At 30.8% G+C, this 22,866-nt stretch carries 19 protein-coding genes and 1 pseudogene; 15 read left to right on the forward strand and 5 right to left on the reverse strand.

The window, feature by feature from the left end; genetic code table 11:
- Window positions 1-47 precede the first annotated feature (47 nt).
- A complete protein-coding gene (locus DP68_RS02790; protein WP_081957067.1) occupies window positions 48-587 on the forward strand; it encodes a peroxiredoxin-like family protein in 540 nt (179 codons plus the stop codon).
- 83 nt (window positions 588-670) lie between these two features.
- Here the strand turns inward: DP68_RS02790 and DP68_RS02795 are convergent, their stop codons facing one another.
- Entirely contained in the window at window positions 671-1,213 is a 543-nt protein-coding gene (locus DP68_RS02795; RefSeq protein ID WP_052085609.1) for a helix-turn-helix domain-containing protein, read from the reverse strand.
- Between the two features lie 274 nt (window positions 1,214-1,487).
- Between DP68_RS02795 and DP68_RS02800 the strand changes: the two genes are divergently transcribed.
- From DP68_RS02800 to DP68_RS02830, 7 genes are all read left to right on the forward strand, one after another.
- Window positions 1,488-2,675 carry a MalY/PatB family protein gene (locus DP68_RS02800; RefSeq protein WP_035305779.1) on the forward strand — a complete coding sequence of 396 codons (1,188 nt, stop codon included), beginning with the start codon at window positions 1,488-1,490 and terminating at the stop codon, window positions 2,673-2,675.
- A 74-nt stretch (window positions 2,676-2,749) separates the two neighbouring features.
- On the forward strand, window positions 2,750-4,090 hold the full coding sequence (locus tag DP68_RS02805) for an APC family permease (protein ID WP_035305782.1): 1,341 nt from the start codon (window positions 2,750-2,752) through the stop codon (window positions 4,088-4,090).
- A gap of 229 nt (window positions 4,091-4,319) precedes the next feature.
- Window positions 4,320-4,787, forward strand: coding sequence for a hypothetical protein (locus DP68_RS02810; protein WP_035305785.1), 468 nt, complete (start codon window positions 4,320-4,322; stop codon window positions 4,785-4,787).
- A gap of 285 nt (window positions 4,788-5,072) precedes the next feature.
- Window positions 5,073-6,260, forward strand: coding sequence for a MalY/PatB family protein (locus tag DP68_RS02815; protein ID WP_035305787.1), 1,188 nt, complete (start codon window positions 5,073-5,075; stop codon window positions 6,258-6,260).
- A 162-nt stretch (window positions 6,261-6,422) separates the two neighbouring features.
- Window positions 6,423-6,764, forward strand: a complete 342-nt coding sequence (locus DP68_RS02820; protein ID WP_035305789.1) for a hypothetical protein — start codon at window positions 6,423-6,425, stop codon at window positions 6,762-6,764.
- A 213-nt stretch (window positions 6,765-6,977) separates the two neighbouring features.
- A complete protein-coding gene (locus DP68_RS02825; protein ID WP_035305791.1) occupies window positions 6,978-7,325 on the forward strand; it encodes a PadR family transcriptional regulator in 348 nt (115 codons plus the stop codon).
- On the forward strand, window positions 7,309-7,968 hold the full coding sequence (locus tag DP68_RS02830; RefSeq protein ID WP_291546969.1) for a DUF2812 domain-containing protein: 660 nt from the start codon (window positions 7,309-7,311) through the stop codon (window positions 7,966-7,968). Before DP68_RS02825 ends, DP68_RS02830 begins: the two co-directional genes overlap by 17 nt.
- Window positions 7,969-8,073: 105 nt before the next feature.
- Here DP68_RS02830 and nudC read toward each other — a convergent pair whose 3' ends face one another.
- Both nudC and DP68_RS02840 read right to left on the reverse strand, forming a co-directional pair.
- A complete protein-coding gene (gene nudC / locus DP68_RS02835; protein ID WP_035305793.1) occupies window positions 8,074-8,862 on the reverse strand; it encodes an NAD(+) diphosphatase in 789 nt (262 codons plus the stop codon).
- Window positions 8,863-9,096: 234 nt separating this feature from the next.
- The gene (locus DP68_RS02840; RefSeq protein ID WP_035305796.1) at window positions 9,097-10,530 is read right to left on the reverse strand and encodes a DUF4163 domain-containing protein; all 1,434 of its coding nucleotides are present in this window, start codon (window positions 10,528-10,530) and stop codon (window positions 9,097-9,099) included.
- Between the two features lie 254 nt (window positions 10,531-10,784).
- Between DP68_RS02840 and uvsE the strand changes: the two genes are divergently transcribed.
- The 7 genes and pseudogenes from uvsE to DP68_RS02875 all read left to right on the forward strand — a co-directional run bounded on the left by uvsE (window position 10,785) and on the right by DP68_RS02875 (window position 19,153).
- The gene (gene uvsE, locus DP68_RS02845) at window positions 10,785-12,029 is read left to right on the forward strand and encodes a UV DNA damage repair endonuclease UvsE (protein WP_035305799.1); all 1,245 of its coding nucleotides are present in this window, start codon (window positions 10,785-10,787) and stop codon (window positions 12,027-12,029) included.
- Window positions 12,030-12,150: 121 nt separating this feature from the next.
- Window positions 12,151-12,804, forward strand: a complete 654-nt coding sequence (locus DP68_RS02850) for a membrane protein (RefSeq protein ID WP_035305801.1) — start codon at window positions 12,151-12,153, stop codon at window positions 12,802-12,804.
- Between the two features lie 212 nt (window positions 12,805-13,016).
- Window positions 13,017-13,313 (forward strand): annotated as a pseudogene (locus DP68_RS02855) (CD3324 family protein); the annotation flags it as partial.
- Between the two features lie 42 nt (window positions 13,314-13,355).
- The gene (locus DP68_RS02860; protein WP_035305807.1) at window positions 13,356-13,784 is read left to right on the forward strand and encodes an N-acetyltransferase; all 429 of its coding nucleotides are present in this window, start codon (window positions 13,356-13,358) and stop codon (window positions 13,782-13,784) included.
- Between the two features lie 308 nt (window positions 13,785-14,092).
- Window positions 14,093-15,220 (forward strand): ABC transporter substrate-binding protein, encoded by a 1,128-nt coding sequence (locus DP68_RS02865; RefSeq protein WP_052085610.1) that lies wholly within the window; start codon window positions 14,093-14,095, stop codon window positions 15,218-15,220.
- Window positions 15,221-15,223: 3 nt separating this feature from the next.
- Window positions 15,224-17,521, forward strand: coding sequence for an ATP-binding protein (locus tag DP68_RS02870; RefSeq protein ID WP_035305813.1), 2,298 nt, complete (start codon window positions 15,224-15,226; stop codon window positions 17,519-17,521).
- 423 nt (window positions 17,522-17,944) lie between these two features.
- Entirely contained in the window at window positions 17,945-19,153 is a 1,209-nt protein-coding gene (locus tag DP68_RS02875) for an MFS transporter (RefSeq protein WP_035305814.1), read from the forward strand.
- A gap of 290 nt (window positions 19,154-19,443) precedes the next feature.
- Here the strand turns inward: DP68_RS02875 and DP68_RS02880 are convergent, their stop codons facing one another.
- Window positions 19,444-20,985, reverse strand: a complete 1,542-nt coding sequence (locus DP68_RS02880) for a hypothetical protein (protein WP_035305816.1) — start codon at window positions 20,983-20,985, stop codon at window positions 19,444-19,446.
- A 310-nt stretch (window positions 20,986-21,295) separates the two neighbouring features.
- Window positions 21,296-22,837, reverse strand: a complete 1,542-nt coding sequence (locus DP68_RS02885; protein ID WP_035305818.1) for a hypothetical protein — start codon at window positions 22,835-22,837, stop codon at window positions 21,296-21,298.
- Window positions 22,838-22,866 lie beyond the last annotated feature (29 nt).

Consider the following 22,866-nt stretch of genomic DNA (forward strand, 5'->3'; position numbering starts at 1 on the left):
ATAGATATTAATATATAAATTAATTTGATCAGGAGGGTAAATGGGAAATGAGTGAAAAATTATCAATTGGTATGAAAGCACCGGATTTTAACTTTATGACGGCATGGAATTTAGAAAATAATTTTTATGATAGTACAAGTGGAAAGAGACGTATATTGGTTTTTTTAAGATATTATGGCTGCACGGTATGTCAACTGCAAATTTTAAAGTTTATTAAAAACTATGAAAGGTTCAAAGAGAAGGATACACAATTATTTGTGGTATTACAAAGTGAGCCTGAAACTATAAGAGAGCAAGATAGTAAAGGAGACATACCGTTTGCAATTATTTGTGATCCTTCACAAGAATTATATAAGTTGTATAATACTTCAGCAGCAAAGAATATGTTAGGACTAGGCTCTTTTAATTTATTTAAAAAAGTAGAAGAAGCTAAAAAACTAGGACTAACTCATGGTAAATATGAAGGGAATGAACTTCAGCTTCCAGCTACTTTTGTAATAGATGAAGAAGGTATAATCAAATTTGTGCATTATGGGCAGGATGCTGGAGATGTACCAGATATAGATGAGTTACTTAAATTGATATAATACTAAAAATAATAGATTTTTCTATAATAAAACGCAGCCTCTATATTTGTATAATATATAATCTTAGAAGTTGCGTTTTAATTCTATTTATGTTTATTTTCTTTTAATAATTTCGTGTATTCGTTCATAATATCATGAAAAATACACAAATCCTGGACGGTGAATTTTTTTAATAAATGTTTGTTAGTTTTAACTATATTTATATTATCATACTTCTTATGTGCAATACTAAAAGCTTTTGCTTTTTCAGATGGATAAAGAAGAAAAATTTTAGCGTCTTCTTTGGAATTTACTCTATAAACCAAATCCTTTTTTATTAATTTTCGAACTGTTTGCGATATAGCACTAGTTGTTCTATCCCAAGTTCTTGATAACTCTGTTACTGTAATTCCAGGATTATCGGCAATGTCAGTGAGCACATGGGCCTCCATCATCGAAAGTTCTTCGTTAGTACCATAATCTCGTTTGGTATTAATATAATCCGTGTAAGCTAAAACAAAATTGTATAATACATTAGCATTTTTGCTAAGATTTTCAAAAAGTTCATTAACTTCTGTAACATCTTCAGTACTTATTGGATTATCTTTTATACTTAAAGTTTCTTTAGATATAGTAGCTTCTTTCATTACAGTACCTCCAAATATATGTAAACTCATTATACCATAATATGTAAGTATTCACAAATTACAACCAAAACTATAAAAAATATTTTAAATATATTGCAAAATAATTTTCTGATTTTCATAAAATTGCCACATGTACTATATATATAATATAAAGTACTTAATAATTAAGTAGCTTAATAACTAAAATATTTTAAAAGTAAAATAGCACTAGCATATAATATCTTAAATTTAAGATATTAATGTATAAATTTTAATCCTTAAGGGAGGAAAAAGAATGAGGTATGATTTTAAAACATTAGTATCAAGAAAGGGTACTGGAGCTGCAAAGTGGGAACAAATGTATGGCTGGAATCCTAATGCTAAAGATGGGGTAGTACCATTATCAGTAGCAGATATGGAACTTAAAAATCCACCAGAAGTAATTGAGGGCTTGAGAGAATTTTTAAATCATGCTGTTTTAGGTTATGCAATGGCATATGACGAATTTTACGATGCAGTTATAGCTTGGCAAAAGACAAGGCATAACTGGGATATCAAAAAAGAATGGATTGTAAATACACCTGGAGTTGTAAGCGCGTTTTTCGCAGCAGTTAGAGCCTTTACAAACCCTGGAGACGGTGTAATCATCTTCAAACCAGTATATTATCCATTTGCTATGGCAATTGAGAAAAATGAAAGAGAATTAATTAACTGTCCATTAATTAATACAGATGGATATTACACAATTGACTACGATAAATTTGATGAATTGGCAAGGGAGTCAAAAAATAAGTTGCTTATTTTCTGCAGTCCACATAACCCAGTAGGAAGGGTATGGAAAAGAGAAGAATTAGAAAAGGTAGCTGAAATAGCAATTAAAAATGACTTGATTGTTGTATCAGATGAAATTTGGAATGACCTTATTATGCCAGGATATGAGCACACTGTAATGGCTGCAGTAAATGAAGAATTAAATGACAGGCTTATAACTTGTACAGCTCCATCCAAGAGTTTTAACCTTGCAGGAATGGGAACTTCAAATATTATCATTTCAAATGAAAAATTAAGAGAAACATTTAAAAAATCAGTTGATGTTGTACATGGAGGAACAATTAATATACTAGGATATAAATGCTGTGAGTTAGCTTATACAAAATGTGGTGAATGGTTAGAAGAAGTAATAGAGTTGATTGATACAAACCAAAAGATTGTTAAAAAGTTCTTTGAAGACAATTTTCCTAAAATAAAGGCACCATTGGTAGAAGGAACTTATCTACAATGGATGGACTTTAGAACATTAGGCATGACAAATAAAGAATTAGAAGAATTTATGCATATGGAAGCTGAATTTTTCCTAGATGAAGGCTATATATTTGGGGAAGAGGGAAATGGATATGAAAGAATAAACTTAGCAGCACCAACTGACGTAATTGAAAGAGCCCTAGGGAGACTTGGACAAGCATTGAAAAAGGTCTATAAATAACAAACCAACTTAAATCCTATTGTATAAAAGTTACCAATTTATATTAATAAAATAAATATTGGGGGGAAATAAAGATGTCGAAACAAACATCGACTAAAGATCTTAACCGTACTTTAGGCTTTTGGGATTTAATGGGTGCATCTATAGGACAAATCATTGGGGCAGGTATTATGTCATTAACAGGAGTAGCCATAGGCATGACAGGAAGAGCTGTTCCTATAGCATTTGTACTTTCAGCAATAATGGTGCTAATTTCGTATTATCCATTAACATTGATAAATACTGTTGCTAGATTTAGAGGTGGAGCATATTCAGTGATAGGATCCTTATTAGGGGAAAAATGGACCGGAGCTTATACAATAATATATATACTTACCAATGTATCCCTATCTATGTATTGTTTATCCTTTGCAGATTATGCAATGCCGTTCTTGCCAATGTTACCTAGAAAGTTATTAGCGGTGGGAATACTTGTATTACTGTATGTGCTAAATATGAAGGGAATAGATAAGTTTTCTAAATTTCAAAATGTTATAGTTGTTACATTAGTTTTGGCATTAACTACTTTCTCTGTATTTGGAATAACTAAGTTAGAACCTAATTATTTAAATGAAGCAACTTTTATGACAGGTGGAATGCTTGGACTACTCAGAGCATCTGCACTTCTAACCTTTGCAACAGGCGGCGCATCAATTATTGCTAATTTGTCTGGAGAGGCTAAAAATCCAACAAAAGATATTCCAAGAGTTATGATTGCCTCCACAATAGGAGTTGCAGTTTTGTATGCATTCATGGCTACAATTGCAGCAGGAGTGCTACCAGTAGAGCAAGTAGCTAATAAGCCTTTAACAATGGTTGCAGGTAAAACTTTGCCTAAGTCACTTTATGTATTTTTTATAATAGGTGGAGCCTGGTTTGCTCTAATATCAACTCTTAACTCACAATTAGCATCAGCAACAAAACCAATTATGCAGGCGTGTAATGATGGTTGGTTCCCAAATAAGTTAGCAACATTACATCCAAAATATAAAACCCCAATAATTTTATTAACATTCTTTTTTATGATAGGATTTTTACCAATTGTGTTTAACTTAGATATAAGTATTTTATCTAAAATTACAACTACCGTAGGAAGTGTACTTAACTCAATGGTAGCATTATGTTTATTAAACGTTAGTAAAGTAATGCCACAAGCATGGGAAAAGTCACCTCTAAAAGTATCTAGAGCTGTGACTAAAGCGTTAGTTACAGTTGCAGTTTTAATTTATGCACTTCAAGCTGTTTTACTAGGTTCAAGTCTTTCTTTACCATTACTTCTTGGAAATATTGCAGTTGTAGTTTTTGCATTTATATTTGCTCAAGTTAGATATGCTAGTGGTAAAGTTAAGTGCGAAAAAAGTTATGAAATAGAATAAGCTTTTCAGTAAGGACTAAAAAAGAAGCATTAGATTATTCTGGTGCTTCTTTTTTACTTACAAATAATATATTTACATGTTATAATTATCATTATTTTATTATGATGAAAAAGTTTAATGCAGACTACGAATTTTATTAAAGTTTTTATTTGAAATTACATTAAAAAATCTTTTAATTAAATTTGCATAGACGTGATTTTACAACAACAATAGTTTTTGAGGTGATAATATGGCATATAATATTATTGATTTGCTTAATAAAGCTATAAGCATTTCAATTAGAAAAAGAGAAATTTATGAAAATATAAAGCAAGGAAAACATAATATCCCATCAATGGAGATAATACCAAAGATTTTAATAAAGAAAATCAACAGCACCATTGAGTATTATGAAGCCTTAAAAAAGGAAATAGGTGATGAGAGTTTTGAGGAAATTGATATAAGAATTTATGATAGAATTTCCTTTTTAATAAATGAATTTAGTAAAAAAATATATGAACCAGAAATTAATAATATTAGAGATTTTTTAGAGTTTTCACTTGTCTTAGAAAAAAATACATATTCTTTAATTATTGATATCCAAGGAAGGTTTACAGAAAATACTAGTGATGTACATACAAAAACATATAAGATTTTATCGGATATGATTAGCAATAAAGCTGACTTTGTAATAACACTTGAAAAGATTCTAAAATAAAATTTGATAATTCTCTGAAATAGTACTTTCATTAGTCGATGAAAATTTATTAATGAATACTAAATTAAGAATTATCTAGCTTCATATGTAATTATTTTCAATTTATGGATAATATATATAAATAGGAAATGATATATGGTAAAATGATTTTGTGATTATTTTGAAAACTTACATACATTGGTAAAGTGCTTAACAACTAAAATGTTTTTAAAACAAATATCATTAGTATAAAGTATCTTATTTAATATATTAATATATAAATTAAAATCTTTAAGGGGGAAAGAGATGAAGTATGATTTTAAAACATTGGTACCAAGAAAAGGCACTGGTTCTGAAAAGTGGGAACAAATGTATGCTTGGAATCCGCATATTACAGATGATATAGTTCCGTTTTCAGTGGCAGATATGGAGCTTAAAAGCCCACCAGAGATAATTAATGGGCTAAAGAAATTTTTAGATAATGCCATTCTTGGGTATACAATGCCGTATGATGGATTTTATAATGCGGTTATAGCTTGGCAAAAGACTAAACATAATTGGGATATAAAGAAAGAATGGATTGTAAATACTCCTGGAGTTGTAGATGCATTTTATGCGGCAGTTAGAGCTTTTACTAACCCAGGTGATGGCGTAATTATATTCAAGCCAGTATATTACCCATTTTCAATGGCTATTGCTGACAATGAAAGGGAACTTGTTAATTGTCCACTTATTAACACCAATGGCTATTACACAATTAATTATAATAAACTTGATGAGCTAGCTAAAGATTCTAAAAATAAATTACTTATTTTTTGCAGTCCGCATAATCCAGTTGGAAGGGTGTGGAATAAGGAAGAATTAGAAAAGTTAGCTGAAATAGCTATTAAGAATAATTTGATTGTAGTATCTGATGAAATTTGGAATGATTTAATCATGCCTGGATATAATCATACTGTATTTGCAACAATAAGCGAAGAACTAAATGATAGACTTATCACTTGCACATCACCATCTAAGACATTTAATTTAGCAGGTCTTGCAATTTCAAATATTATTATATCAAATGAAAAGTTAAGAAAAGAGTTTAAAAAAGCAATTACTGTTGTTCGTGGAGGGACCGTGAACATATTAGGCTATAAAGCTTGTGAAATAGGTTATACAAAATGTGAAGGCTGGCTTGAAGAACTAATTGAGTTAATCGATACAAATCAAAAGGTTGTTACAAAGTTTTTTGAGAGTAATTTCCCCAAAATAAAAGCCCCATTGATAGAAGGAACTTACTTGCAATGGATTGACTTTAAGACACTTAAAATGACAAATAAGCTATTAGAAGAGTTTATGCATATGGAAGCTGAATTCTTCCTAGATGAAGGCTATATCTTTGGAGAAGAGGGAAGTGGATATGAAAGAATAAATTTAGCAGCCCCAACCCATGTAATTGAAAAGGCCCTTGAAAGGCTTGAAAAAGCATTAAAAAAAATCTATAGGTAATCAAATATAGTATATATACTCTAATAAAGAGCTTTCTTTTAAGAATTTTTAAAATAAGAAACTATACTAGAGTATAGTTTGATTGAAAGTTGAAAGAAGTTTCTGAAATAAAGGAGAAAAGGCTTTTATGTAGAAATTATATGGTGAGAGGGTGTGAAATCTATGGATAAGTATAAAATACCATTGGGGACTTTAGTTGAGGTAGAACATATTAACTTAGAAGCGGATAAAAAGAATCATGGAGTAAGGCTTTATGTTGTAGCACATCATAAAGATGCAAAAGGAATACCAGTATATTCTCTAGGGTTAAAAGGAGAAACCAATGCTTTAAAAATGTATAATGGATATTACGAGGAAAATTTGAGAGTTATTGATAAAATATCTGTTGAGTTAACTAAGGATGAAATAACTGACATTGTTCAGTGGGGAGATACCTGTGAAGAAGAAGGATGGCTCATTGAAAAGGAAGTAAATTTAAAAGATAGATTAAGTAAAATTATTTAATAGATATAGAACTTCTAATCTAGCAGATTACAATACTGCTAGATTTTTTTATTTACTACTTGACGCGTACTACGCATGGCGATATAATGAGTTTATACTACGTAAGGCGTAATAGAAAGATGATTAGTATTAAGAAGCAATAAATCTATGTATGATAGGGTTATTTTTATAAGAAATTCCTTAAATATCAAGTCACTTTAGGAGGTGTAAGAATTGAAAGATAAAATACAAGACTCTCCATTGACGGAGACAGCGTTACTGGTTTTATTATCTATGTACCAACCCAATCATGGCTATGGTGTGATGCAATTTATAGAGGAAAAGACGAAGGGACGGGTTGTTTTTGGGCCAGGTACATTATATGGTGCTATTAATAATCTAGTAAAGAAAAAATGGATTACTTCTTGCCCTGAGATAAAAGGAGAACGAAAGAAAGAGTATATTATTACTGATTTAGGCAAAGCGCAAGTAAACATGGAATTAGAGAGGTTGAAGGAAATTTACAATATAGGAATGGAAATTACAAGTGTGGAGGGGTTGAATAGTGATAAACAAGTTTAAGATTTTTATAAATCCAATTGAAGGACAAGAAAAATGGCTAAATGAAAAAGCCAAAGAAGGATTTAGATTATCAAAGGCAGGTTGGTTTATTTATAAATTTGAAAAAAGCGAGCCAATGGAATACCAGTATGCAGTGGATTACGTTGGAAATAAAACCATTTCAGAGCGTAAAGAATATGAGAACTTTTTAGGCGAAGTGGAAATTAAATATTTTCAAAAACCGCTGAACCTTGGACAATTTTCGGTGGGGAGAGTTAAGTATCGGCCATACGCAAATCCAGGTGGAAAGATGGCAACATCTCAAGGAATGATTAATAGAGAACTTCTCATTTTAGAAAAAAGAAATAACGGGAAGCGTTTTGGCATATATAGCAATGTACGCGATAAAATTATATCTTTAAGGGAAAGAAGGAAGCCGTATATTTATCTATTTATTTTTATGCTTCTTATGGAGTTGTATATCAGTTATATTAGTAGACCACTGATTAATATCTCTTACTGGAGTAATAGAAATATCACTGTTCTAGATAATGCAGCTTTATCAATTTTAGCAGGGGTAATAGGGATCATCTCTGTCATAAGGATAATACAATTATCTCTATCCATAAAGTCACTAAAGGTAAGAGAGAATATTCATGAATAAAAAAGACTTTGATTAGTGCCACCCACATGGCAAGTGGCAAGTGAAAACTCCAGAAATTTATAAAAAATAGGTTTCTGGAGTTTTTGTTCCATAGTTAATACTATTTTATTCCAAGGGTCTGGTCACATAATTTATAAACCAATCTATAAGCCTTCTAGCAATACTCCCTCCTAAAGGAAGATTAGGAAATTCGTCTACACTATAAAAAGAAGCATCATCAATTTCAATACCATCAACTTTTACCTCACCGCTGTCATATTCACAAGTGAAGGCTACCATTAAGGAGTCAGGGAAAGGCCAAGGCTGGCTGCCAAAATACTTTATATTTTTAACGTTTATGCCTATTTCCTCAAAAACTTCCCGCCGAACACAATCCTCAAAGGTTTCACCAGGTTCTATAAAACCTGCTATTACGCTGTACATGTCTTTAGGAAAATTAGTATTATGTGCAAGAAGTAGCTTACTATCCTTAGTGACAGCTGTTATTATAGCAGGAGATATTCTAGGATAATTAATAAAGCGGCATTTAGGACAAATTTTTGCTATTTCATCTTCTTTATCCTTTACTAAGGTTCCGCATTTGCTGCAGTACTTATATGTACTACTCCATTTTAAAAGATGAAAGGCTTTTGCTGCTAAATTAAAAAAGGCGTTATCCATTAGGCTTATAAGTATACGTAATTTATAAAATTTAAATTCACAAGTATTACTCAAGGATGTATGCACTTCTCCAAAAAGAAAATCTTTATTATCCTTTGATGTTAGAAAACATAAATTATCTAAAGTTATATTTAAGGTTTTCAAATCATTATCAGTAGGCATTAATACATGTCCATCTTCTATCTTAGCTAGTAATTGATCATTATTAAAAACAAAATATAATTTATTATTCATAAGTAAATACCTTTTCTTATCCTAAATTTATTCAACATTATAATACTAGTATAAATATTACAACAAATATTATCAATTCCTTATGAAAAAATAATGATATAAAAGATATAATAAATTAAGTTTAATAACAAAACTACAGAAGTTTACTTAGGATAAATTTCTGTAGTTTTTATAGTAAGATATAAAGTAGAAGGTGTATCTATTATTGCTGAGGAAGTAGTTTATATAGCAAAATTAAATCTCTAAAAACTCTGTTTTTATATCATCCTTGATTTGAGATATTGGAATTTTAAATTCAGGAATTCCCTCATCGTAAGTACCGATTTCACATAATGGGAAATATACTACAATATTGCCAGGGGTAATATAAAATGACTGTGTATCTGAAATACTTTTAAAGTTTTTATGATTAGCATATTCCTCTTTGTATATACCTCCATTTTGTTCTATATCTTTTTTCATTTGCTGCGCAGCATCTTGGATTTGTTTATTTATTTCTTTATTTATCACATCTTTGTATTTTGATTCATCTTTAAATAAATCCTTTAAAGTTATTTCTTCTCCAGTATTAATATTTATATTCTTAGTTATCTTTTCATAATTTTCGTGAGCGCCACCTGTATACTCATGATAATTAACTGAAATACTTAGTAAATCATTATCGTTATAATTTGCATTGAAATGTGTATAGGCATATATTCCATTATCATTTTTCCTTGATTCCTTTTCGCGTTCCCTAGCGATTTTCTCTATCTTGTCACTAAATTTCATTATATCTTTTTCAAAGCTGCTATTTAATTTGCTTTGCAAGTTTGTATCCTTGAGTCCGTGTACTATTGGAATTCTTAAATCAGATGTAGTATTTCTTATTGTTTTTTCTTTAACTTTTACTTGAGGATATTTCACATCAATATCTTTTTTTACACCTTTTTCAAAAGAAGAGAAAGGAATTTTGAACTCTTGAATGCCTGCTGCATAGGGTGCAATTTCATAATGTCCATAGCAGATAACAATATTGTTATCTTTAACGTAGAAGGATTGAGTATTTGAAATTGAACTTACTACGCTAAGAGCATCTTCAAAATAGCCAGCTTCTTTTGATTCCATCTGCTTTTTTATTTCACTACTTATTATTTTCTTATAATTTTCTCCTTCATAGAAAAAATCCTTTAATGTAGCTTCATTTCCAGTATCTAAATCTATATTAAAATTATTTTGTAATGTAGAGCCATGTGCACCGCCTGTATATTGATAATAAATAACTGAAATACTTAATAAGTTATTTTGAGTAGTATGAACTTTATAATCTACAAAAGCAGCATAGGGGAGCATTGCCCATTCATATTCTTTAGAATCTTTTAACGCAAGTTTTGATGTTTCTTCTAAATCCAGTTTAAATGCTATTATTTCCTCTTCTAACATATCATTTATTTTCTTTTGTATAGATTTGTCCTGAATTCCATCCACTACTGGAATTTTTATATTTACATCTATTGCGTCATTTTTATATTTAATTTCTTTAGTTTTAACAGTTATATTAGTTTCAACATCTGTAGGTGTATTCTTATCATTAAATTGAATTGCTGTAGGATTTTCCTCAGCTAATGCATAGGATCCATTCCCAAGTTCTAAAATACAAATAAGCCCTAAACATAGTATTTTTTTCATTTTATTATATTCCTTTCTTTTAATGTTTTAATATATTTTATACTTATAAGTATATACTTATTTATCCAGCAATTGGTTACAATAAAAATACAAAAATACTATAAGTTAGAACATAGTTGGCAGAAGTGTGGAAAAAATAACTAGGAAGAATGAATAATTAATGATTATAATAGAAATAAGATAAAACAAAATGAAGGACTCAAATTGTTATTAAGTAAACTATTGAAAAATTTAAAGAAAGTTGGTGAGATTAATTGCTTAATAATAGAATTGGATATGCATGCACTCCAATTTCTCTGCCCTATAAAACTTCAAGAAGCTTTATGTTAAAAAATTATAATGAGAATATCTTTAATGAATGCGTTAGAGAAAATATAAAGGATTTACTAAATATATTAAGATGGAATAAAGAAAATGAAATTTATATGTTTAGAATAAGTTCTGATATTATACCCTTTGGTAGTCATTCTATTAACGAAATAAAATGGTGGAATACTCATAGGGAAGCACTCAGAGAATGTGGGCAGTTTATAAAGAAAAATAACATTAGAGTTTCAATGCATCCAGGACAATATACGGTTTTAAATTCTCCAAATGAAGAGGTGGTGAAAAAAAGTATTGCAGATTTGGAGTATCATTGCAGATTTTTAGATAGTATGGAAGCTGATTATTCCAATAAGATTGTACTTCATGTTGGAGGAGTATACGGAGATAAGCATTCTGCAATAGAAAGGTTTAAGTATAATTTCTATAGATTGTCAGATTCCATGAAAAAAAGACTCATAGTTGAAAATGATGATAAAAGTTATAACATAGAGGATGTATTAGATATTTGTAATGAACTCAGTATTCCAGCGGTTTTTGATAATCTTCATCATAAACTTAACTGCTGCTCATTAGAAATAGAAGATATTTTAAATGCTGTGAAAAGCACATGGAAAGCTGAGGATGGACGGGTAAAACTTCATTATTCAGATCAGGATATGGATAAGAAAGGTGGAGCTCACTCTAAATTTGTTATTACTAAAAACTTTTTAAGCTACATAGAAAGTATTAAAAATTTGGATGCGGATGTGATGCTTGAAGTTAAGGATAAGGAAGTATCAGCTATAAAATGTACATATGCCCTCAAGGAGGATTTGGCCATATCAGAGAGAACAAAGCAGTGGGCAAAATATAAATATTCCTTAATGGAAAAGAATTATTCTTACTATAAAAAGTGCAGCAGCTTAGTAAATTCTAAGGTGCATATGAAAGAGGTTTACATGTATATTGACCAGTGCCTACAAGAGTCTTTTGATGAAGGGAATTTTGTAAATACAGCAGAGCATGTATATGGATATATAAAGGACAAAGTAACAATAAAAGAAAGAGAGAATTACAATGACCTTTTAAAAAGTCCTGCTGAAAATAAGGATAAGATAAAGAGTTTATTGAAAAAACTGTGTAAAAAATATAAAGCAGAGTATATAAATAATTCCTATTACTTTATCTATTAGCTTAAGTAAATATATTATAAAGAATTTTATATTAGAAATAGTCAATAAGAAAAGGTAATAAAGTTTAACAAAAATATGTTAAGATAGAAATGAAAAAAGTTAGTTAATGGAAGGAAATATTATGTATAAGATATTAGAAATTATAATGAAAATGACATTAGGATTTGCATTATGCGCATGTGGAACCGTAATGGCAATTAATTCGAATTTAGGATTAAGTCCATGGGATGTATTCCATCAAGGCTTAACAAACTTAACTAGTTTAACTATGGGTCAGGCCAGTATTATAGTTGGCGTAGCTATAGTGATAATCACAAGTATACTAGGACTTAAGGTAGGACTTGGAACTATAGCTAATATATTAGTGATTGGATATTTTATAGATTTTATAATATATAGAAATATTATTCCTGTTTGCAATAATATATATTCAGGTATATTTATGATGATAGTAGGAATGTTTTTAATAGCGATAGGCAGTTACTTATATGTAGCATGTGGAATGGGATGCGGTCCTAGAGATGGACTTATGATTGTGCTAGCAAAGATTACAGGTAAGCCAGTAGGAATTATAAGAGCGGCTATAGAAATTGCAGCATTAACTGTTGGGTGGTTTTTAGGTGGATTTGTTGGAATTGGAACATTAATAAATGCACTTGGAATAGGCTATTTTGTTCAAATAGTTTTTAAGATATTTAGGTTTGATGCAAAGTCATTAAAACATAAAAATATGAAGCAAGGTCTTACATTTATGAAAGAATGTATAACTCACTAAAATTATAATCGTGAGTAAAGAATGATTATAATTATTCTTTCTATTTAAATTTAATTTAGCATATAGTAAGATTAGCTTAGCAAGAAAGTTTAATGACAATAGGTGGGGGTGAATTTATGTTAGCTAAGAAGCACTTTAATGCTGGATTAGTTGCTCTTTAAAGAGGAAACTTTTACATTACTAAAGTGTAATAATCCTCTTTAAAGAGTCTTTATGATTCTTTAAATTCGGAGGATAAGGTAGTGCAATATATAAACGGAGCTCAGGTTTTACCAGAAGAATTGGTAAAAGAGATACAAAAATATATAGATGGAGAAATCATATACATTCCAAAGGCAAAAGAGAGAACATCTTGGGGATGTAAAAGCGGAACTAGAGATTTAATAGATAGTAGAAATAAAGAGATTTTTCTATTATATAATAAAGGAAATAATATAAAAGTTTTAGCTGAAAGGTTTTTCTTATCAGAATGCTCAATAAAAAAAATAATTAATAAATATAATAAATGAATACTTATAGAAGTATTGTGTGTTTAAGAAGGGTGAAAGATTATGATTAGGGAATTAGAAACAAATGATATAAATAAAGTTATGGAAATATGGAAACATGCTACTATAGAGGCACATAGTTTTATAGATAAGGAATACTGGCTAGGTAAGTATAACGAGGTCAAAGGTGTATATATACCAATGTCTAAAACATTTATTTATGAAGAAAGTAATGATATAAAAGGATTTATAAGCATTTTAAATAATGACTTTATTGGAGCATTATTTGTGGACGTATCTAGCCAAGGAAAGGGAATTGGCAGCCAACTAGTGGATTTTGTAAAGGAAAGATACCATACACTAAGTTTAGCTGTATATGAAAACAATAAAAAGGCAGTAGAATTTTATAAAAGTATAGGCTTCATTTTATATGAAGAAAAAATAGATGAAGATACTAATGAAAAAGAATTAATTATGAGATGTGAATATTAGGGAAACTACAGGAGTTTATGAAGAATAAATTTCTGTAGTTTTTATTTTATAATAAAACTAACAAGAGTGTATGTTTTTAGGGATTTTTGTCGCGCAATTTTGTTAATAAAATAGAGGTTTTTCTATAAAAATAGAGAATTATATAAAAAATAAGTATATGGTAGGATATAGTAATAAAAGCAGAAATAAGGTAAAAATAAGCTATCTTTGATAATCTTAAGAGCGTTGATAAAGCAATTAAGGGGGTATTAAAAATTAATACTAATAGGCTAAGAATAAGCAAATATTTATTGAGATGGGTTATCCCGATGTTTTTATTAGTTGTAATATTAGGCTGCTTTTTTGTAAAGAGGAAGACTAACAAACCAATAATTATTGGATTTGCTTCTCAATTGACGGGAAGACAAGCTGAGCTTGGAGTTCAAGAACGTAATGGGGTACAACTGGCGGTAGAAAAAATTAATTCTTCTGGTGGAATTGACGGGCGGAAAATTCAATTGATGACTCGTGATGATTTTGGCATACCCGAAAAGGCTAAGATAGTTGATAGTGAATTAATTAAGGAAGGGGCCGTTGCCATTATAGGGCATACAACAAGTGAACAAACCTTAGCAGGATTAAAGGTAACAAACCCTGCTAAGGTGGTAATGATAGGCCCAACTGTTTCTACTGCCGAACTAAGTAACTTAGATGATTATTTTTTTCGGGTGTATCCATCTTTTGAAGATGGTTTCCAAATTTTTTCAAGATATATTTATGAGAAAATGAATATAACTCAGCTGGCAATTATTTATGATATAGATAACTATGCATACTCCAACAGATATTGTAAAAACTTTGGTGATAGATTTGAAACATTAGGTGGAGATATAACTGGTGAAGCTAAGTTTTCTTCGATAGCTAAACCAGATTTTTTTCCATTATTGTCAAAGTTACGTGAAGCTAAGGCAGAAGGGTTGCTTATTATAGCTTCAGATATCGATACAGCCTTTATTGCTCAAAGAGCTCGACTTATGGGATGGAAGGTTGCACTATTTACATCGTCTTGGTCCGCGACAGATAAACTAATTAAAATTGGTGGTAAGGCAGTTGAAGGGTTAATAATTGAGCAAGCCTATGCATTAAGCAGCCAAATACCAACTTTTAATGATTTTAAGCTTTGTTATGAAGATAGGTTTGGGAATGTACCATCATATGGAGCAACCCTTGCCTATGATGCTGCTATGGTATTAGCAGCAGCCCTTAAGAAGACTGAAGGAAAAGCTAAAGGATTAAAGCAGGCATTAATAAACACTACTGACTTTCAAGGTGTGATGGGCACATTCTCTTTTAATCAATTTGGTGATGTTCAGCGGCCTCTTTATTTAAGTACAATTCGTAACGGCAAATTTATTAATATAGATATGTTGAATTACAGCGGCCATGGGGGTGAATAGATAATGGAGTGTAGCAAAGAGTCACCGTGCCTTCGGCAAGTAGTTTTACAATTACTACTTTTTCGTTTGTTTATTCCATTAGTGTTGGTAGGGGTTATTGCTAATGTAGGTATGGCTTATTCAGCTGAACAAAATCTTGTAAAACAACAGAAACAAGTAATACATTCAGTAGCTGATACAGTAGGGTATCATCTTGATCAAGGCGGAAGAATATTAGATGCTGTTGCTAGGGTAGCTGAAACATCGGGGGAGTCAAACTTATCAATTTTTATGGAAAGTACTTGGAAATCCTACGGTTATTTTGAAACTATATATCATCTCGATAAAGATAATAAAATTATGTTAATGATGCCTTCTGATTATCGTTATATAGGGTTAGATATGTCTAATATACCAGGTTTCAAGAAAAGTGGAGTTAATAAAGATATTACAATTTCGCTACCATTTATTTCCCCACGTACTGGTGAACCAACGGTTTATTTAAATAGAGCTCTTTCAAATGGAGGATATGTGATTGGAGAACTGAACCTAGGGCTATTTCAACATGAAATTTTAAGTATATCAGATACATCAAATAAAGATTTTGTATTTATTATGGATGAAACAGGTAAGTTATTAGCACATCCATCTTCTGATATGGTTAAGCAGCAAATTAATTTCAGTAATCTAGAGATGTACCAGAGCATACTAACAGGGAAAACTAATGATTTATATATATATAATGGAAGAATAGTTATTGGTAGTGCTGCAAGGCTTGAAGAAACTGGATGGATTATTGTAGACCAAGTGCCATTATCTGTTTTTTTTAGTACATATGCGTTAAACTTGGGGTTAATGTTATTGGCCTCAATAGCTATTTGGCTGGTTTTGGTACGAAATTTGGGTAAGGAGCTTCAGCGATATGTGGTTAGTCCTTTAGAGCATCTTAGTAAAGGGACAAATGCATTAACAGCTGGAGATTTTAGTCAATATAATTCAATAGAATCTATTCCTACCGCATTTAATGAGTTAAATAAACTTGCAGCAGATTTTCAGTTCATGAATTATAATCTACAAGTGCGAGAAAATTCACTTCAAGAAAGCGAAAAGCGTTACCGAGGGCTCTTTAATAGAGTTCCAATCGGACTTTTTCGGGTTACCATAAGCGGTGAAATATTGAATGTTAACCCAATGGTTGTATTTATATTGGGATATCCAAGTAAAGAAGAATTATTTAAAATAAATATTAAAAACTTACTATATAAACCTTCAATGGATAATACAAAAGAGGAAGCTGTGATTGAAGACATATGGAATGAAAAAAGCTTTGAAACACAGCTTAAACATTATGATGGAACAATTATCTGGGTGCAGATAAATATAAACATTGTTTGTGATTCTAAAGATGAAAAGATGTACTTAGAAGGAAGTATTCAAGACATAACCCAACGTAAACACACAGAAAATATGATTAAGAAGCAGCAAGAACTCTTGCTTAAGGCAGAAATAGAACAGCGAGAAATACTAGAAAAAGCACTTGTTATGAAAGATCAGTTTATATCTTTAATCAGTCATGAATTTAAAACTCCTTTAAATGTCATTTACTCAGCTATTCAATTGATTGAGTGCATATATTTTAATCAAATATCAGATCGTGTTAAAGAACTTATTGGAAGTATAAAGATAAATACATTTAGGCAGCTCAGACTTGCAAATAATTTATTAGATATTACAAAGTTAAATTCAGGGCATTTTAAATTAAATATGAAAAACATTGATATAGTATTCTTGATTGAAGCTATTACTGAGTCAGTAGAGTTATATGCAAACCAAAAGAATATTGAAATATCTTTTGACTCAAATGTAATAAGCAAGATTATTAGTATCGATGAGGAAAAGATTGAAAGGATTATATTAAATATTCTTTCAAATGCTATAAAATTTACGGACAATGGTGGAAGGGTTGATGTTATACTTAATGAAAACAGTGAGTTGAACTTAGTAGAGATTAAAATAATAGACACAGGTATAGGAATTCCAAAAGATAAGCAGGAGTTAATATTTGAGCGATTTGGACAAGTTGATAGCAACTTATCTAGACAGGCAGAAGGTACGGGAATTGGATTATCCCTTGTAAAATCATTAGTGGATATTTTAGAAGGAACAATAGAAGTTGAAAGTGAATTAGGCGTTGGCAGTACTTTTATTATAAAATTACCTCTGAAGGAAGGAATAGCGGATGATGAAGTTGAAGCTTGTTTAGATTTTGAAAATAGGCTAGTAAATGAAATTAAAGTTGAGTTTTCTGATATTTATTTATGAGGATTTAATTAAGTACAGTGAAAATGAGGATGACAGAGGATTTTTGTTACCTATATTTTTCGTAAGATGGGATAAATGAAAATTAATTGAAGCTAGCTATTACTTAGTGATATAATTTAAATTAAAGTAAGTAAATGGAGGACAAATATGAACATATTAGTTAGTTCATACATTCGAGATTATTTGAGTGTAGTATGCAATATAACATTCACTTTTGGATACCAAGGGGAAAGTGCGTCCAAAATTGAATATCTTGTGAATTAACTGAAGATATAATCCTTCAAACTTAGAATAAAATCTAATGAAATATTAATATATGCCTAAGTGGAAGTGTATCTTTCTACTTAGGTTTTTTTGCGCGCATTTTGGTGGGAGGGTATAAGAGAAAGGTTAATATATAAAAGGTTAACGGAGGGAATTTTTATGAAAATAAATAAGCGCGAGTTAGAGTTAAACATAGTTAAAAATTATATATTTATTTTTTTAAGCCGATTAGATTTAACGCAAGGTATATGGATGATATATCTTTCTACAAAAGGAATGAGTTTAACTAAGCTAGGGGTTTTAGAAGGGATTTTTCATTTAGTATCTTTTTCTATGGAAGTGCCTACAGGGATAGTTGCTGATTTATGGGGGAGAAAAGTTAGTAGAGTATTTGGAAGATTATTGTCAATGGTAAGCATGATAATACTAATATTTTCTGATGATTTCTATATGTTTAGTTTGTCCTTTGCAACCTTAGCAATATCCTATAACCTAGAATCAGGTGCAGGAGAGGCCTTAATTTATGATTCTTTAAAAGCAATAGATAAGGAGAAGGATTATATAAAGATTAATGGCAAAAATGAAATGTTTATGCAGATAGGTAGTGTTGCAGCTTTAATTTTGGGAGGCTATTTAGGCTCTAAAGACTATCTACTGGCATTTGGAGTAAGTGCCATAATAGCTGCAATAACTTTTATGCAGTCTTTTACTTTTGTAGAGCCTGTAGAAATTATAGAAACAAAGGCAGCTACAGTATCTGAAGGAAAGACAAGAAATTTATTATTAAAACAAATCATAGATAGTGTTAAAATAATTAGGGATAATAAAAAAGTTGGGTTTTTAATTATCTTTATTAATATAATATCTCTATTTGTTACTAGTTTATTTTATTATCTTCAAAATTACTGGAAAACTCAGGGTAGTTCTGAATTCAAAATAGGAATATACTTATCCGTATCATCTTTGTTAGCTGGAATTGTAGCCACGAGGGTTTATAGATTAGAAAGGATTTTGAAAGAAAAAGGAATAATTATTTTTATGCCTATAATAATTGCTTTATCTATTTGGGGAATTGCATTAACTAGTCTATCCCAGGTCTTTTATATTATAATAGGGATTGCAGATTCTATTGTTTATGTAACTATAGGTGATTATATAAATAAATTAATTCCTAGCCAAAATAGGGCTACTATTTTATCTTTTCAAAGCATGATTTTCAGTTTGTTTATGATATTGATATTCCCTTTGATAGGGAAGCTAGGGGAATCTTTTTCTCTGAAATTTGCTTTTGTATTTATGGCGTTTATAGCAAGTGTACTATCTATAATAAATGCTTATATTTTAAGGAATGCAGATAAAAAGCAATAGTTAAGATTGATAAAAAAGTAAAGATATATAGAATTATAATCACATGAAAGATGACCAATTAAAAAAGAAAAATTTTTGAAAAGAAAAGCTATGTCTTACTATACATTTTAATAAATAAAAGAGGCTGTCGCACTAAAAATTAGTGCGACATTTTTTAATTATCGAGCTTATTGGAGAGTAAAATATCATTAAATTTTCTGTGAAAAACACAAAAAAACGCTGCCGCGTTAGCGAATTTTTTTATGCTAATGTAACAGCCCTTTTTATTTATTAAAAAATACTTGAATTAATTATGAAAATATTAGAGCATATGTAACACCTACAACACCAATAGCAGCTAGGGTATATACTATTTTAGCAGGCATTACCCCGTCATTTTCAACAGACTTACCAAACATACCAAAAACAAATGGATGAACTAAAAATGGCATTGCAAAGATAAATGGAATCATAGCTGCTGCTTGTGCCCCGAACATACCTCCTTGAACTGCTGCAAATAATCCAAAGTGAGATAAAGCTGATGAAGCGGCCATAGATGCATCGCTTATTGGCATACCGCTAAGGCTTAACATTAAAAAGCTTGAGAATACTGCAACTACCTGCAATCCAAAGGAGAATTGCATTAATCCTTTAACTTCGATAGCTTCCTCACCGTTTGCGTTTCTAAGTGTTTTTAAGGATATTACTGTTAGCCCAAGTCCAATAATAACTAGTGGAACAACCCAGCCAACTAATAGAGAACCACGTTCTGCACTTGCTGCTAGTATAGAAAATACAAACACATGTCCGAAGAAAGGAATATTTATCATTATTGGTGCTCTAGATGCTGCATCTGGGCCTAAGTCACCAGCAGTACAGGCTCCAGTTAATCCTGAGTGAGAAAGTGCTCCTGCCATACCAGGTGCAAGGTTACGTACGTGATTAGCTTTACCAAATAATATAAGTATTGATAAACCACCAAACATCCAAAACAACTGTCCAGAAAGACCATAAGTTAAAACTGCTCTCATTTCAGTGAGCTTTAATGCTTCAAGAATTTGTGAACCACCGACTATAAAGTTAGCGGCAAGCACTACTGGAATTCCAGCAAAAAGTAATGATCTAAGTGTTGGGCCAAACTTCCAATTAGAAAGTATTGCACCCAATCCAGCAGACATAATCATAGCAAAAAAGATTTGAGGTAATGCAATAATTGGCTTAATCCACCCAGCAATGGTCGCTGAAATAATTAATATTATAAGAATAACAACAAGTTCATATAGACCTTTTCTTATATACTCTGATTTATCTTTTACGGTTGCTTTATAATCAATTAAAATTATTGATCCAGCTATGCCAATATAAGCTATAATTGGATAAAAACCTTTAAGTGGATCACCTGCCGAGGATCCTATGATTAGTCTATAAACTCCCTCAATACCAAGAAGTATAAAGAAAGATCTTAGAATAAATACAAGTTCTGTACGTCTAGTTCCAAGAATAACCTCTTCGTCAGATGGAACAAACATATCTTCGCTTTCTAACTTTTCGTGGGAGAGTATTTTTTTAAGTTCCTGTCCTCCAACAAAAAAGGAAGCAATTAGTGCAGTTATTGTCACCTTACTCATTAAATTTACTATAGGAAACTCACCTAAACCAGGTGTAGCAATATTGCCTTTAACTAATGCTAAGCCCATTCCTAATCCAAAAATTACTATAATTAGAATTGGAGAGTACTTTGTTCCTGCTACAACAGTACGGGCAATTAAAACAATAGGAATTAATAATAGCAGTGTCAACCAAAGTTGATCGAGCATTTGTACATGCGAAATTTGTTCAACTAATTGTTCCATAGTGCCTCCTTAACATGTAAACATCTTAATTATTTTTATATATAGTAATATTAGCATAAAGAACGAAAATTATGTAAATTGTTAGTGTGGATAGATGATAGATGATATTACCGAGAAAAAGCCACAGAAATTTATACAAACTTTTGTGGACTAAATAGTTGCTGAAATAACTAATCTTAAATTAGTGATGATAACTATACTATGTATACAAAAGGCCTATATTATAATTAGTATATATCCTAATAAGAAAAAACCCTTCAATTAATGAAGGGTTCTTTTGCATAAATTATAAAATAAATGTGCGAGTTTATTATGAAAATATTAATGCATATGCAAGACCTAAAGTTCCTAGAGAAGCTAATGTGTATACTATTTTAGCAGGCATTACTCCATCATTTTCAACTGACTTACCAAATATACCGAAAACAAATGGATGAACTAAGAATGGCATAGCAAATATAAATGGAATCATAGCTGCTGCCTGTTCTCCAAACATACCTCCCTGAACTGCTGCAAACAATCCAAAGTGAGATAGAGCGGAAGATGCCGCCATAGATGCATCGCTTATTGGCATACCGCTAAGGCTTAACATTAAAAAGCTTGAGAATACTGCAACTACCTGTAATCCAAAGGAGAATTGCATTAAGCCTTTAACTTCTGCAGCTTCCTCACCATTTGCGTTTCTAAGTGTTTTTAAAGATACTACTGTTAGCCCAAGTCCAATAATAACTAGCGGAACAACCCAAGCAACTAATAGGGAACCACGTTCTGCGCTTGCTGCTAGTATAGAGAATACAAACACATGTCCAAAGAAAGGAATGTTTATCATTATTGGTGCTCTAGATGCTGCATCTGGACCTAAGTCACCAGCAGTACAAGCTCCGGTTAATCCTGAGTGAGAAAGTGCTCCTGCCATACCAGGTGCAAGGTTACGTACGTGGTTAGCTTTACCAAATAATATAAGTATTGATAAACCACCAAACATCCAAAATAACTGTCCAGAAAGACCATAAGTTAAAACTGCTCTCATTTCAGTAAGCTTTATTGCTTCAAGAATTTGTGAACCACCTACTATAAAGTTAGCGGCAAGCACTACTGGTATTCCAGCAAAGATTAATGATCTAAGTGTTGGACCAAATTTCCAGTTAGATAATATCGCACCTAAACCTGCAGATAAAATCATAGCAAAGAAAATCTGAGGTAATGCAATGATTGGTTTAATCCATTGTGCCACATTAGCGGATATAACTAATACTAAAATAATAGCAATAATCTCAAATACACCTTTTCTTATATAATGTGATCTATCTGATATTGTTGCTTTGTAATCGATTAAAATAATTGAACCACATATACCAATATAAGCTATAATTGGATAAAATTTTCCGAGTACATCATTTTCTGGTACTCCTAAAATTAATTTGTTAACACCTTCTATACCAAGAAGTATAAAGAAAGATCTTATAATAAATACAAGTTGTGTACGCTTAGTTCCAAGAATAATTTCCTCATCGGATGGTACAACCATGTCTTCGCTTTCTAATTTTTCATGGGATAGTATTTTCTTAAGTTCTTGTCCTCCAACAAAGAAGGATGCAATTAATGCAATTATAGTTACCTTACTCATTAAATTTACTATCGGAAATTCAGATAAGCCAGGTGTGGCAACGTTACCCTTAACTAGTGCTAATCCCATACCCAATCCGAAAATTACTATGATTAGGATTGGTGAATATCTCGTTCCGGCTACAACAGTACGAGCAATTAACACAATAGGAATTAATAATAATAGCGTTAGCCAAAGCTGATTAAGCATTTGTACGTTTACAATTTGTTCAACTAATTGTTCCATATAGTGCCTCCTTATTCTACAAATAATAT

Origin of the sequence: Clostridium sp. HMP27 (assembly GCF_000765165.1) — a bacterium.
Classification (GTDB): Bacteria; Bacillota; Clostridia; order Clostridiales; family Clostridiaceae; genus Clostridium_AK.

Bases quoted from the DNA above. Each gene is read 5' to 3' on its own strand.
- DP68_RS02820 (WP_035305789.1), top strand. From the start codon at position 6,423: ATGGATAAGTATAAAATACCATTGGGGACTTTAGTTGAGGTAGAACAT.
- DP68_RS02870 (WP_035305813.1), top strand. From the start codon at position 15,224: ATGGAGTGTAGCAAAGAGTCACCGTGCCTTCGGCAAGTAGTTTTACAA.
- DP68_RS02790 (WP_081957067.1), top strand. From the start codon at position 48: ATGAGTGAAAAATTATCAATTGGTATGAAAGCACCGGATTTTAACTTT.
- DP68_RS02850 (WP_035305801.1), top strand. From the start codon at position 12,151: ATGTATAAGATATTAGAAATTATAATGAAAATGACATTAGGATTTGCA.
- nudC (WP_035305793.1), bottom strand. From the start codon at position 8,862: ATGAATAATAAATTATATTTTGTTTTTAATAATGATCAATTACTAGCT.
- DP68_RS02880 (WP_035305816.1), bottom strand. From the start codon at position 20,985: ATGGAACAATTAGTTGAACAAATTTCGCATGTACAAATGCTCGATCAA.
- DP68_RS02885 (WP_035305818.1), bottom strand. From the start codon at position 22,837: ATGGAACAATTAGTTGAACAAATTGTAAACGTACAAATGCTTAATCAG.
- DP68_RS02795 (WP_052085609.1), bottom strand. From the start codon at position 1,213: ATGAAAGAAGCTACTATATCTAAAGAAACTTTAAGTATAAAAGATAAT.
- DP68_RS02865 (WP_052085610.1), top strand. From the start codon at position 14,093: ATGTTTTTATTAGTTGTAATATTAGGCTGCTTTTTTGTAAAGAGGAAG.
- DP68_RS02810 (WP_035305785.1), top strand. From the start codon at position 4,320: ATGGCATATAATATTATTGATTTGCTTAATAAAGCTATAAGCATTTCA.
- DP68_RS02875 (WP_035305814.1), top strand. From the start codon at position 17,945: ATGAAAATAAATAAGCGCGAGTTAGAGTTAAACATAGTTAAAAATTAT.
- DP68_RS02800 (WP_035305779.1), top strand. From the start codon at position 1,488: ATGAGGTATGATTTTAAAACATTAGTATCAAGAAAGGGTACTGGAGCT.
- DP68_RS02860 (WP_035305807.1), top strand. From the start codon at position 13,356: ATGATTAGGGAATTAGAAACAAATGATATAAATAAAGTTATGGAAATA.
- DP68_RS02815 (WP_035305787.1), top strand. From the start codon at position 5,073: ATGAAGTATGATTTTAAAACATTGGTACCAAGAAAAGGCACTGGTTCT.
- DP68_RS02805 (WP_035305782.1), top strand. From the start codon at position 2,750: ATGTCGAAACAAACATCGACTAAAGATCTTAACCGTACTTTAGGCTTT.
- DP68_RS02840 (WP_035305796.1), bottom strand. From the start codon at position 10,530: ATGAAAAAAATACTATGTTTAGGGCTTATTTGTATTTTAGAACTTGGG.